Origin of the sequence: Acinetobacter sp. YH01003 (assembly GCF_013420525.1) — a bacterium.
In the GTDB taxonomy this organism is placed as follows: Bacteria; Pseudomonadota; Gammaproteobacteria; order Pseudomonadales; family Moraxellaceae; genus Acinetobacter; species Acinetobacter towneri.
Genome location: NZ_VOXY01000016.1, coordinates 31,510 through 44,293, shown reverse-complemented (window position 1 = coordinate 44,293; position 12,784 = coordinate 31,510). Strand labels below are relative to the sequence as shown.

Here is a 12,784-nt window from a genome sequence, read left to right as displayed (position 1 = left end):
TGTCTTTGATACCAACGATTTCAACTTCTTCGCCTACTTTCACGATACCAGTTTCTACACGGCCAGTTACTACTGTACCACGACCAGAAATAGAGAATACGTCTTCGATTGGCATTAAGAATGCTTGGTCGATTGCACGTACTGGCTCTGGGATGTAAGTATCAAGCGCTTCAACAAGAGCAACTACAGCATCTTCACCATATTGACCTGATTCACCGTTAAGTGCAGCAAGTGCTGAACCACGGATTACTGGAGTGTCGTCGCCTGGGAAGTCGTAAGTAGAAAGAAGTTCACGAACTTCCATTTCAACTAATTCAATTAACTCTTCGTCGTCTACGATATCGCATTTGTTTAAGAATACGATGATATAAGGTACACCTACCTGACGAGAAAGAAGGATGTGTTCACGAGTTTGTGGCATTGGACCATCAGTCGCTGAACAAACAAGGATCGCACCGTCCATCTGAGCAGCACCAGTGATCATGTTTTTAACATAGTCGGCGTGGCCTGGGCAGTCTACGTGCGCGTAGTGACGAGTTGGAGAATCGTATTCTACGTGAGAAGTATTAATTGTAATACCACGTGCTTTTTCTTCTGGTGCAGAGTCGATAGCAGCGTAATCTTTCGCTTCACCACCAAACTTACGTGCACATACTGTAGCAATCGCAGCTGTTAAAGTTGTTTTACCATGGTCAACGTGACCGATTGTGCCCACGTTAACGTGTGGCTTATTACGTTCGAACTTAGCCTTAGCCATGAGATCTTCCTTTTTAAAACAACTCATGGAGGATCACTCCATGAGCATTAGGTTTTTTAACTATGAATTAGTTTGCGCTTATAGTAATCGAAAGATTACTCGTCGTCACCTTTTTTACCACCAGACTGGAATTTAGCAATGATGCCATCTGCCACGTTACGTGGAGTTTCAGCATATTTAGCAAATTCCATAGAGTAAGTCGCACGACCTTGAGACATAGAACGCATGTGTGTTGCGTAACCAAACATCTCTGCAAGTGGAACTTCTGCACGAATTGCTTTAGTACCACCAGGTAAGTCGTCCATACCTTGAACCATACCACGACGACGGTTTAAGTCACCCATGATATCGCCCATGTAGTCTTCTGGAGTTTCTACTTCAACTTTCATGATTGGCTCAAGAAGAACAGGATCTGCTTTCATGAAACCGTCACGGAATGCGTAAGAACCCGCCATTTTGAACGATAATTCGTCAGAGTCGACATCGTGGTAAGAACCGTCGAATAATGTCGCTTTAATGCCTACAACTGGGTAACCAGCCAAGACACCATTCTTCATACGTTCTTGGATACCTTTGTCTACTGCACCGAAGAATTCTTTAGGTACTACACCACCTACAACTTCTTCAGCGAATTCGTAGTCTTTACCAGCTTCAGGATCAAGCGGCTCTAAACGTACGAATACGTGACCGAATTTACCTTTACCACCAGTTTGACGTACGAATTTACCTTCTTGCTCAATCGTCTTTTTGATCGTTTCGCGGTATGCAACCATTGGTTTACCAATGTTCGCTTCTACGTTGAATTCACGCTTCATACGGTCAACGATGATGTCAAGGTGAAGCTCGCCCATACCCGCAATGATCGTTTGACCAGATTCTTCGTCTGTACGAACGCGGAATGATGGATCTTCTTTCGCCAAGCGACCTAAAGCAACTGACATTTTTTCTTGGTCAGCTTTAGTTTTAGGTTCAACAGCCAATGCAATTACTGGCTCTGGGAATTCCATACGCTCTAGTGTAATTACGTGGTTTTCGTCACATAATGTATCACCAGTGGTTGTATCTTTAAGACCTACACACGCTGCGATGTCACCTGCACGAATTTCTTCGATGTCGTGACGGTCATTTGCGTGCATCTGTACGATACGACCAATACGCTCACGCTTCATTTTCACTGGGTTATAAACCGGGCTACCCGCTTTAAGAACACCAGAGTAAACACGTACGAACGTTAAGTTACCAACGAATTTGTCGTTCATGATTTTGAACGCTAACGCTGCGAAAGGTGCTTCGTCAGACGCTTCACGAGAACCTTCAGTTTCGTCTTTGTCGTCTAAGATACCTTTGATCGCTTCAACGTCAGTTGGTGCAGGTAAGAATTCAATTACTGCGTCCAACATACGTTGAACACCTTTGTTTTTGAATGCAGAACCACACATTGCAGGTTGAATTTCACCCGCTAATGTACGTTGACGTAAACCAGCAACGATTTCTTCTTTAGAAAGTTCGCCATTTTCTAGGTACTTGTCCATGAGTTCTTCTGATGCTTCTGCAGCAGCTTCAACCATGTTCGTACGCCATTCTTCAGCAGTTGCTTGAAGGTCAGCTGGAATCTCACCATATTCAAATTTCATACCTTGTGAAGCTTCATCCCAGATGATTGACTTCATTTCGATTAAGTCAACAACACCTGTGAATGTGTCTTCTGCGCCCACTGGAACAACGATAGGCACTGGGTTTGCACCCAAGCGAGTTTTCATTTGTTCAACAACGCGGAAGAAGTTTGCACCTGTACGATCCATTTTGTTCACGAACGCTAAACGAGGTACTTTATATTTGTTTGCTTGACGCCATACAGTTTCAGACTGAGGTTGTACACCACCTACAGCACAGTAAACCATACATGCACCGTCAAGAACACGCATAGAACGCTCAACTTCAATTGTGAAGTCAACGTGTCCTGGGGTGTCAATTACGTTAATACGGTGTTGGTCAAACTGGTTACCCATACCTTTCCAGAAGCATGTTACAGCTGCTGAGGTAATAGTAATACCACGTTCTTGCTCTTGTTCCATCCAGTCAGTTGTTGCTGAACCTTCGTGAGTTTCACCAAGTTTGTGACTTTCACCTGTATAGAACAAAATACGTTCTGAAGTTGTTGTTTTACCCGCATCGATGTGCGCAGAGATACCAATGTTACGGTAACGAGAAATTGGGGTTTGACGTGCCATGATTTCTAGCATTCCTAAATTTTGTTGTTTAAAACAGGACGCTTTAAGCTGCCTAGCAACTTAAAGCGATTTGATGACAATTCAGTGACAACCGATTCATCACCCTCCTGATTAGGGCCTGTTTTATCCGCTTAGAAACGGTAGTGAGAGAAGGCTTTGTTGGCTTCAGCCATACGGTGCACATCTTCACGTTTTTTGATCGCTGCGCCTTTACCTTCAGATGCATCAAGCAACTCGCCAGCAAGACGTAACGCCATAGTTTTTTCAGAACGCTTAGCAGCAGCATCTACCAACCAACGCATCGCTAAAGCAGTACGACGGGATGGGCGTACTTCCATAGGAACTTGATAAGTAGCACCACCAACACGGCGTGCTTTTACTTCGACCATTGGACGAACTTTTTCAAGCGTAGCTTCAAAAAATTCAACTGGGTCTACTTTAGATTTTTCTTGAACGCGGTCTAAAGCACCGTAAACGATACTTTCAGCAATAGATTTTTTACCATCTTGCATTACGTGGTTCATGAATTTAGCGATTGTTTGGCTGCTGAATTTAGGATCCGGAAGGATTTCACGAGCAGCGACTACGCGACGTCTTGGCATTTTAAACTACCTATAAATATGACACTTCAGGGTGATCCAGCCGTAGCACAAAGTGTCGTGTGCATTTCGCTGGCCTTACTACACGTCGCTTGAATTTCACAAAATTAAATGCAGAAATCAGACAAGCGAGACGATAAAGGATTGCAGTTCTACGAACTAAGGGCTTAATCTTTAAAAGATTATTTCTTAGGACGTTTAGCACCGTATTTAGAACGTGACTGGTTACGATCTTTCACACCAGCACAGTCTAAAGAACCACGAACGGTATGGTAACGTACACCTGGTAAGTCTTTAACACGACCACCACGGATAAGAACAACACTGTGCTCTTGTAGGTTGTGACCTTCACCACCGATGTAGCTAGAAACTTCAAAACCTGAAGTTAAGCGAACACGGCAAACTTTACGCATTGCTGAGTTAGGTTTTTTAGGTGTAGTTGTGTAAACACGTGTACAAACACCACGACGTTGTGGACAAGCCTTCAACGCAGGAACTTTTGATTTTTCAACCAAAGTCGTACGACCCTTACGGATCAACTGATTTGTTGTTGCCATGTGGCAATTCTCCCGTTAATAAAAAGCCCCAAAAACATACTACTTTTTGAGGGCATGCAATTGTAAGCGAAGATAGAAAAATGGTCAATATTTCATAGGCAGTTAAAATACCAACCAAATTTCTACTTATCACTTGTTTTTATTCAGCTTTTGGCTTGCGAGCACTTGTACGAGTTCTCGGCTTTTTTGTAACCTGCTTTGCAGTTTCTTTGCTTGATGTTACTGGATTTTCCGAAACAGTTTCAGCCACTTGGGTTGAATCTTCCACAGGCTCTAAAGCATCTTCCAGCATATATTCATCAATTTCTTCTGCAGGTACAGCAGGTTTTTGCGGTGCAACTTCAGCATGTGGCTCTAGCATTTGATCTGCCAATTCTTCTAGACCTTGCTGAATATTTTCATCGAGCTGTGCTGCAGTTGTTTCCACTTTGTCCGATTTTTTCTGCACTTTTACCGCTCGGATACTTTCATGGTCTGATACGGTTTGCACTAAAGCATCTGACGGCGCAGATTCCGCGCGCTCTTGCCCCGCTACTAATTCATCTTGCTCCGCATGTTTAGCTTCATTGCCCTTCAATTGCTCCAAGAGTTTAGGCGCAGCCTGTGCCAGCAATTCCAACGATTTTTCATACGCATGAATGGCTGATAAATTGCTGTCTTTATGCTGAATTAAATAGCTACGGGCATTGGAAAACACTTGCTGTGCCTTGTGATGCACATCTTCCACCAATTTCCAGCTATATACTGCACTCACCGATGCGGTTGCTACAGGCGTGAGTTTATTCAACATGGAAAACTTAGGTACATGATTCAACCACGGCCATTTGACTTGACCTTGCTCATTCAAGAAGTATTTCTTTAATGCCTCATAATCATTGCTTGAACCGAGCATATTTTGTAATTGATGCACATCATGAGTTTGCAGCATATTGGATAAGGTTTTTAGCCCCATCAGTACCGCTTGCTTTTCTGCAATGACGCCTAAATCAATTTGTTTAAAAATAAACTGAACAATTTCTTGCTCGGTGTCTTTGTTCAGTTCAAAACCGTATGCACGCCCAACCTGATAAATGGTACGTAAAGACATCACAATAGATGCAGGCACATCAATGGTTGAACCGATTACTCCTGTTGCACCTGTCAATGCGCCTTGCAGTGATGCAATCCATTTATTTTGTTCTGCAAGTGCCTGACTAATTCGTTTAGAACGATCTACATCTTGAGTCAATTCTTCTAAATCGCGCACACCTGCTTGATCAAGCACATCATCAACAGAGCTGATATTGGAAGTAAAACTATTCAACTGATCAAATAGGTAATCTGAAATTTTGTCGGAAAAATCGGGCGACACAAAACTCGCCACCTGATTGACGCGGTTATAGTGACGACCTAAAAGCTGACGTGAAACTTGAGGCACATGCTGTCTGAGCATGTGTTGAGGATTGTCATATTGACGCGCTTGAAAAGCACTAAAGCTACGTGCCTGACCTTCAATAATTTGCCCTGATTTTGCACTGTGCTCATCCTTCGCTACAGTACCCGGTGCAACTTGCTGCAATACATGGATGCCTGTACTGCTGAGCTTTTTAGCCACCCCAATCGCATTCGAGAAGAATCCGCTTGATTGTTTATTCTTGGAATCTGACATTCTTACTCCTCATTTTTAATTTCTATGATTTATGGGTAGATACTAGGTGTAGTCTAAGTTTATCTCAATATGATTGTGTATCTTTTGGTTGGCTTCCTGCATCTCATTTACCGCTTCGCTGCGGTTTGATCTTCCCTGCAAAGTGGCATCATATTTGCCATAAGAATTCAAAATTCTTTCTGCTATTATGAACGCAATTGTAAGACATGAGTCATACCGTATCAGCGATTGCTTGGCAGTCACGGTGTTCGGCTCAACATTATCACCATAAAAGGGATCTGTAGATGAAACGTGTTGTAATCACCGGCATGGGCATTAACTCGTGCATTGGTAATACTTTAGAAGCTGTGACTCATTCTTTACAAAACGGTATTTCTGGGACACGTTCCAACCCAACTTATGCTGAACTTAATTTCAAAAGCCACGTAAGTGCAGCAGCAGAACAAAACTTTAACCACATTGACCGTAAATTAAAACGCTTTATGGGCGTGTGTGCGATGTACGCTTACAACGCTGCAGTAGATGCCATTGAACATGCGGGCTTAAAGCAAGAAGATTTAGCAGGCAACCCACGTTACGGTATCGCGGGTGGTTCAGGCGGTAACTCAACTGCATCTGTTGCAGAAATGATTGAGCTACTTGAAGAAAAAGGCGCACGTAAAATTGGCCCGTTCTTCGTACCACGTAACATGTCGAACACCATTACGGCAAACTTGGGTGTTGCGTTCAAATTACAAGGTATCGCGCACTCAATTACCAGTGCATGCGCAACTTCTGCCGATGCAATTGGTTATGCCTACAACCTAATTCAATTGGGTAAACAAGATTTAATGCTTGCAGGTGGCGGTGAAGAAGATCACTGGTCACAAAGCTTATTGTTTGATGCGATGGGTGCTTTGTGTTCTAAATACAACGACACACCAGAAACAGCATCTCGTCCGTACTCTGCAGACCGTGATGGTTTCGTCATTGCAGGTGGTGGTGGTTTCGTGGTTCTTGAATCACTTGAACACGCACAAGCACGTGGTGCAAATATTTTAGCTGAAGTGGTTGCGTATGCTGCAAACTCTGACGGTGCAGACATGGTTGCACCAAGCGGTGAAGGTGCAACACGTTGTATCTTGATGGCTTTAGACGAAGCGAAACAACACGGTGTAGACGCAATTGACTATGTGAACACACATGGTACTTCTACTCCAGCAGGCGACGTGACTGAATTGAAAGCCATGGAACGTGCGTTTGGTGAAGGTAAAGTGCCTGCTCTTAGCTCAACGAAGTCAATGACTGGTCACAGCTTGGGTGCTGCAGGCGTTCAAGAAGCAATTTATTCTGTCTTGATGATGCAAAACGACTTCATTGCACCAAACATCAACGTCACTGAACTTGATGAAGGCGCGAAAGCATTTGATATCGTACTTGAAAAACGCGACACAAAATTGAATACTGTGATGAGTAACAGTTTTGGTTTTGGCGGTGTAAATGCCTGCCTTATTTTCAAGAAGTGGGATGAATAATCTCCTATAGGATAGTCGATGGATGCACCTTCTGATGCTTTTTTATGGGTAAAAGCATTACATATTATTGCCGTGGTTTGCTGGTTCGCTGCATTGTTCTACTTACCACGTTTATATGTTTACCATGCCATGAGTGAAGATACACTGAGCCATCAGCGTTTTGAAATCATGGAGCGCAAGTTGTACCGAGGGATTATGTGGCCGTCTATGATTGCCACCCTCATCACGGCACACTTTTTGGTAGATTGGGGCGATGCGACCCGCAATTACCACGATGCGTTATGGTTTTACCTGAAAGTAGCATTGGTCGGTTTATTGGTGATTTACCATTTGGTTTGTGGCTATTACCGCCAAAAACTGATTGGCAATGCGCATTATAAATCACACAAGTTCTGGCGATTCTTCAATGAAATGCCGACTGTGCTGCTATTAGCGATTGTAATTTTAGTCGTGGTAAAACCACAGTTCTAAAATTTGAAACGCCAAGTATCCTGACATCTCAACCTGATTCGGTTGTAAAAAAACCTCAGTGCAAAGAACTGAGGTTTTTTTATGGGTGACAACTAAAAACAGCACTTATGCTTTAATTCAACGTATTTGTGAGTAAGGCTGAAAGCCCAATGCCGCTGCTTGTTTCTGCTGAGATTGAGGAATCGTGACAATAGCAATTTTTCCATCTGCACCACCACAGACCTGTGCATACATCCGCCCATCTGAACCTACACTGGCCCGCTTCACCTGAATCTGTGCTTGCTGTAAACGCTGAACAATTTCCGTAAGGGTTAAACCTGAATCTGGCTCACACTGTCGATGTTGCAATGATGTGTACATTTCGACCTGCGCAGTAGGTGTTGTGGATGTAGCAGCATGATTGGCACATGCAGTCATCAGTATTGAAACCGCTACTACTGCAATAGATTGACTAAATATCTTCATCACATACCCTCTTTCAATATTAAAATTAAATATTCAAATTAAATATTGAAGCACGATCTTTGCAATAACACTGCGCTAGAAATGCAAACAGATGTAAGCATCTCGCTCATCCAGATAACTGTTCAAGCACCGACAAAATTTGCGCAAAACACTGAATTCTATGTTTTGGTGCAGCCAAGTCTAACTCCTGAGCCGAACCATAGCCGTATTCGACTGCAACACAATCGACTCCATTGGCTCGTGCACCTAAAATATCGTGTTCACGATCTCCAATCATTAAACATTGTTCAGGTTGCAATTGTTCTTGCTGCAAAATATAGGCAATTAAATCCGCTTTATTGGTACGCTCACCATTTAGTTCGCTACCGTAGGGATATTCAAAATATTGCAATAAATCGAAGTGATCTAAAATTTGGCGTGCATAAATTTCAGGTTTGGCTGTTGCTAAAAACAGTCGATAGCCTTGCTGTTTTAAATCTGCCAATGTTGCAGCAACATCTTCAAAGACATGATTTTCAAATAAGCCTGTTGCAGCAAAACGCTCTCGATAGCCTGCTAAGGCTTGCTCTGCCAATACGTCATGCACATCTACATGAAGTAATTTTGCCAAAGAGGCTTTTAAGGGCGGCCCGATAATCCAATCAATATTTTCCGTATCTGCAATAGGATGTCCAACCTTAGCCAAACCATAACGCGCAGAAGCGGTAATGCCCTCTTTCGGGTCGGTCAGCGTGCCATCTAAATCAATTAAAAGGTTCTTTATCACAATGTCAGCCTATGTGCCTAAATGACTATCGAGTGTTACTCCAAAGTTGCCTATACTAACGTAAATAGAAGCAATTAAGGATATGTGTGTGCGACCAACAGTACTATGTTTTTCTGGTTTAGACCCTTCGGGTGGCGCTGGTTTACAGGCTGATATTGAAGCCGTTGGCAATAGCGGTGCACATGCAGCGATTGCCTGCACAGCACTGACCATTCAAAACTCTCAGCAAGTATTTGGCTTTGAAGCAACGTCTAAAGAATTGTTATTGGCGCAAGCCAATGCGGTGGTGAATGATTTGCCCATTAAAGTTGTAAAGTCGGGCATGTTGGGCACCACTGACAATATTGCAGCGCTGGCAGATTTTTTACGTGCACATCCTGATTATTTATATGTTCTTGACCCTGTTTTGGTTGCCAATAGTGGTGGTTCTTTAGGTAATCAAGCGACTTTGGTTCAGGCATTTGTCGAGTTGATTCCACTGGCGACTTTAATCACGCCAAATACTGTGGAATTACGTGCCTTAACGGGTGAAGATGATTTAGAACGCGCAACAGCTAAATTATTTGCAATGGGCGCGCAGGCCGTTTTGGTCAAAGGTGGGCATGAAGATACCCCTGATCATATTCGTAATGCACTGTATATTAACAATGAAATGGTTTCAGAAACCCGCTGCCCACGGCTTGAAGGTGAATATCACGGTTCAGGCTGTTCATTGGCGAGCTTTATTGCAGGGCGCTTGGCAATGGGAGATCAACTGAAACAAGCGGTACAACATGCTGAAACTTGGTTGTTTGGTGTGCTTAAATATGCGGAAACGCCTGTACCGAACGGACAGAAAATTCCGAAAAGGTTTTAGTGCTTATCGTTCAACTCCTTCAAACCCTGATCACCTTGTATCAGGGTTTTTCATTGCAACTTTTTAACGTTCGTGCCGTTGTTTCAAATTTTCGACATGTTGACGATTGGTTTTCCAAGACTTATCAAGTAGTTCTTTTTCAATTCTCAGCTGAATACGTTTCAGTTTCATCGGTGAAATGACTTCATGCCGAAAACCTTTGACATACTCAACCCATGCACTGCCTTTAAAAACATTGTTGGGCAAAGAGGTCTTAAACTCACAGTCTGGCATAAATACAATCACAGAATGCAGATATTCAGGCTCGACAATATCGCTCAATACTGATTCCAAAACTTTTATATGCTTATAGTTCTGATAGACAGGATTTTGAAACTTGTAGGTCTTTTTATAAATTTTTTGTGTCCATACTTTTTGGCGTTCTCCACCAAAAATCCAGCCTTTATAGTTTTTTGTTTCAATCACAAAAACCCCAAAAGGACTCAATAAAATATGATCTATTTGAGTTGTTCCTGCGAACTCATCAGGCAAAGTTACATCATTCAACAAGATATAACGTTCATCTAAATACAACTTCACATGCGTACTTACTGCGAGTTCCCCCACCTTTCCCTTTAGAAAAGGTTTGAAAATTTTGATCAGCCCTACACCTGCAACAAGCAGAATAAGCCACCAAAACTGCAACAATAATGTTTTTAACATTTCCCCTGCTCTATTTTATTTTGATCAAAATTGTTGTTGAATCTCAGTCATTTAAACTTTTGAAGTTGAAGATTCTAACTTTAACAAAATCGCTTTATTATCCAACCCGCCTGCAAAGCCCACCAATTTTCCACTTGCACCCACCACCCGATGACACGGTGCAATAATCGAAATTGGATTTTTGCCATTTGCCGCCCCTACGGCACGCATCGCATTCTCACTACCAACTTGTTCGGCAATTTGCTTATAACTACGAGTTTCCCCAAAAGGAATGCTTAATAACGCCTGCCAGACTTTCTTCTGAAATTCAGTGCCTTCAAAATCAAGAGGCACATCAAATTGCTGACGCTGACCTGCAAAATACTCTTGGAGTTGCTGCTGAGTTTTGAGCAAAATTGGATGATCATCTTGTCGAACTAAACTGGCTAAACGTACCCGTTTATAATCTTCGTTATCCCACATTACCGCAACCAATGCGTGATCGTGAGCCACCAATTTAAGCACGCCTACAGGAGTGTCCATTTCAGTAAATGCCAATTGCATTATTTTTCTCCTCAAGCAGGTTGGGTATCAGGTCATCCTGTTTTTAACTCAAACCGATCTGTTATTGAGCACACACTAAAAGACTGCATTCCAAGTTAGCTGGATGAAATTTTCATAAGCACCAAACCTGAAATAATCAGAACTGCAGCCAACATACGCATAGCACTGGCAGGTTCGCCTAAAACAAAAATACCGACTAAAAATGAACCGACTGCGCCTATACCTGTCCAAATCGTATAAGCCGTGCCTAATGGCAAAGTACGCATGGCATAGGCCAAAAGCGCAAAACTTAAAATCATAAAAAAGATAGTCACGATACTGGGCGTTAATTTACTAAAGCCGTCAGACAACTTCATGGAGTATGCCCAAACCACTTCAAAAATACCCGCCAATATCAACATCATCCAGGCCATAACGCCCTCCTTCAATAGCATGAAATCAGGCCGTCCTGAAGATTTTTCTTGTCGAGTGTTCAGTCACTTTGACTATTTCTAAAAACCCAAACAAGGGAGGTCGTTCCTCCTGTTGCAATTTAAGCCACCGCGCAGCGATGATCCGTCTATTTTAAACTTAAAATTTTGCGCGCACCATTCAATACAAACATGGCCACAACTAAGCCAATAATCAGGTCTGGATAATTCGACCCTGTCAGCATCACCAAACCGCCCGCGATAATCACACCTAAATTCACAATCACATCATTGGCGGAAAAAATATAACTGGCTTGCATGTGGGTTCCACCATCTTTATGCCCTGAAATTAGCCATAAACAGGTGACGTTTGCCAGCAATGCCACAGCACCAATGACCATCATCAACATGGATTCAGGCTCACTGCCTAAGAAGAAACGGCGCAGGACATCAAAGATAACCAGTGCAGCCAAACCCAGTTGTACCCAACCAGACAAATGTGCAGCTTTGAGCTGTTTCTTGGCGGATTGACCCACGACAAATAAAGCCAAACCATACACGGCGGCATCGGCAAACATATCTAAGGAGTCAGCAATTAACCCAGTCGAAGATGCAATTAAACCTGCAATTAATTCCACCAAAAACATAGCGGCATTAATACCAAGCAAGGCATATAGCACTTTTTGTTGTGCAGCGCTGTTAGATACAGGCAGTTCAGTTTGTGTATTGGCTTCAGTCTGTTGCAACACAGCACCCAAACCCAATGCTTCTAATTTATGGGTAATTTCTGTGGCAGATTGGTTGCTGTGATAAACCTTTAAAAGTCGTGCAGGTGAATCAAAAGACAAGGCTGCAATATCATTATGATCTGCCAAAGCAATCCGCACCATTTGTTCTTCTGCGCCACAATCCATTTTAGGAATATGGTATGCACTCACCCACGGACTCAAAAGTTCCGAATCCAAAATTGTTGCTTTATCTGCCTTGGCAGTCGTTGCAGATGTACAGCTATTTTGATCAGCACAGCTTTTTTCTGTATCGCAAGACGAACCACAGCCTGTATCGCCACATGACTTGGAGTGTGTAGGCGCAGTTGCACAAGGCTGGTTTACATTTTTTTGCGTATCACAACCACAGCCAGTATTGTTTAGATTTTGGTTTTCTAAGTTTTTATCTTGATTCGATTGAGGATCTTGAGTTGATGAAGACATACGCCACACCCAAAAATACAATAGGCTCAGTATAAACCAAGCCTATGTATTTAG

General features: G+C 42.7%; 14 protein-coding genes. 3 read left to right on the top strand and 11 right to left on the bottom strand.

What is annotated here, in order from left to right; all coding sequences use genetic code 11:
* The 5 genes from FTT70_RS11600 to FTT70_RS11580 all read right to left on the bottom strand — a co-directional run.
* Positions 1-757: elongation factor Tu (locus FTT70_RS11600; protein WP_179996502.1), on the bottom strand; the 757-nt coding region annotated here is incomplete at its 3' end.
* Positions 758-852: 95 nt separating this feature from the next.
* Positions 853-2,988, bottom strand: a complete 2,136-nt coding sequence (gene fusA, locus FTT70_RS11595) for an elongation factor G (protein WP_004975278.1) — start codon at positions 2,986-2,988, stop codon at positions 853-855.
* A 131-nt stretch (positions 2,989-3,119) separates the two neighbouring features.
* Positions 3,120-3,590: a 30S ribosomal protein S7 gene (rpsG, locus tag FTT70_RS11590; protein WP_004975277.1), complete on the bottom strand. Its 471-nt coding sequence runs from the start codon at positions 3,588-3,590 to the stop codon at positions 3,120-3,122.
* 179 nt (positions 3,591-3,769) lie between these two features.
* Entirely contained in the window at positions 3,770-4,144 is a 375-nt protein-coding gene (rpsL, locus tag FTT70_RS11585; protein WP_000246374.1) for a 30S ribosomal protein S12, read from the bottom strand.
* A 139-nt stretch (positions 4,145-4,283) separates the two neighbouring features.
* Complete coding sequence (locus FTT70_RS11580) at positions 4,284-5,792, bottom strand: EcsC family protein (protein ID WP_180168641.1); 1,509 nt, start codon at positions 5,790-5,792, stop codon at positions 4,284-4,286.
* A gap of 284 nt (positions 5,793-6,076) precedes the next feature.
* Between FTT70_RS11580 and FTT70_RS11575 the strand changes: the two genes are divergently transcribed.
* The gene (locus tag FTT70_RS11575) at positions 6,077-7,306 is read left to right on the top strand and encodes a beta-ketoacyl synthase N-terminal-like domain-containing protein (protein ID WP_004975268.1); all 1,230 of its coding nucleotides are present in this window, start codon (positions 6,077-6,079) and stop codon (positions 7,304-7,306) included.
* Positions 7,307-7,324: 18 nt separating this feature from the next.
* Positions 7,325-7,777 carry a protoporphyrinogen oxidase HemJ gene (gene hemJ, locus FTT70_RS11570; RefSeq protein ID WP_004975266.1) on the top strand — a complete coding sequence of 151 codons (453 nt, stop codon included), beginning with the start codon at positions 7,325-7,327 and terminating at the stop codon, positions 7,775-7,777.
* Between the two features lie 117 nt (positions 7,778-7,894).
* Here the strand turns inward: hemJ and FTT70_RS11565 are convergent, their stop codons facing one another.
* Both FTT70_RS11565 and FTT70_RS11560 read right to left on the bottom strand, forming a co-directional pair.
* Positions 7,895-8,242 (bottom strand): hypothetical protein, encoded by a 348-nt coding sequence (locus tag FTT70_RS11565; RefSeq protein ID WP_004975264.1) that lies wholly within the window; start codon positions 8,240-8,242, stop codon positions 7,895-7,897.
* A 106-nt stretch (positions 8,243-8,348) separates the two neighbouring features.
* Positions 8,349-9,008: an HAD-IA family hydrolase gene (locus FTT70_RS11560; protein WP_019837216.1), complete on the bottom strand. Its 660-nt coding sequence runs from the start codon at positions 9,006-9,008 to the stop codon at positions 8,349-8,351.
* Positions 9,009-9,096: 88 nt separating this feature from the next.
* Here FTT70_RS11560 and FTT70_RS11555 point away from each other — a divergent pair, with 88 nt between their 5' ends.
* Positions 9,097-9,864 (top strand): hydroxymethylpyrimidine/phosphomethylpyrimidine kinase, encoded by a 768-nt coding sequence (locus tag FTT70_RS11555; RefSeq protein WP_131261907.1) that lies wholly within the window; start codon positions 9,097-9,099, stop codon positions 9,862-9,864.
* Between the two features lie 63 nt (positions 9,865-9,927).
* Here FTT70_RS11555 and FTT70_RS11550 read toward each other — a convergent pair whose 3' ends face one another.
* The 4 genes from FTT70_RS11550 to FTT70_RS11535 all read right to left on the bottom strand — a co-directional run bounded on the left by FTT70_RS11550 (position 9,928) and on the right by FTT70_RS11535 (position 12,730).
* Positions 9,928-10,566: a nuclease-related domain-containing protein gene (locus FTT70_RS11550; RefSeq protein WP_004975258.1), complete on the bottom strand. Its 639-nt coding sequence runs from the start codon at positions 10,564-10,566 to the stop codon at positions 9,928-9,930.
* Positions 10,567-10,617: 51 nt separating this feature from the next.
* On the bottom strand, positions 10,618-11,109 hold the full coding sequence (locus tag FTT70_RS11545; RefSeq protein ID WP_180168640.1) for a methylated-DNA--[protein]-cysteine S-methyltransferase: 492 nt from the start codon (positions 11,107-11,109) through the stop codon (positions 10,618-10,620).
* 95 nt (positions 11,110-11,204) lie between these two features.
* Positions 11,205-11,522, bottom strand: coding sequence for a quaternary ammonium compound efflux SMR transporter SugE (sugE, locus tag FTT70_RS11540; protein WP_004975255.1), 318 nt, complete (start codon positions 11,520-11,522; stop codon positions 11,205-11,207).
* 146 nt (positions 11,523-11,668) lie between these two features.
* Positions 11,669-12,730 carry a cation transporter gene (locus FTT70_RS11535; RefSeq protein WP_004975253.1) on the bottom strand — a complete coding sequence of 354 codons (1,062 nt, stop codon included), beginning with the start codon at positions 12,728-12,730 and terminating at the stop codon, positions 11,669-11,671.
* Between the last annotated feature and the right edge of the window lie 54 nt (positions 12,731-12,784).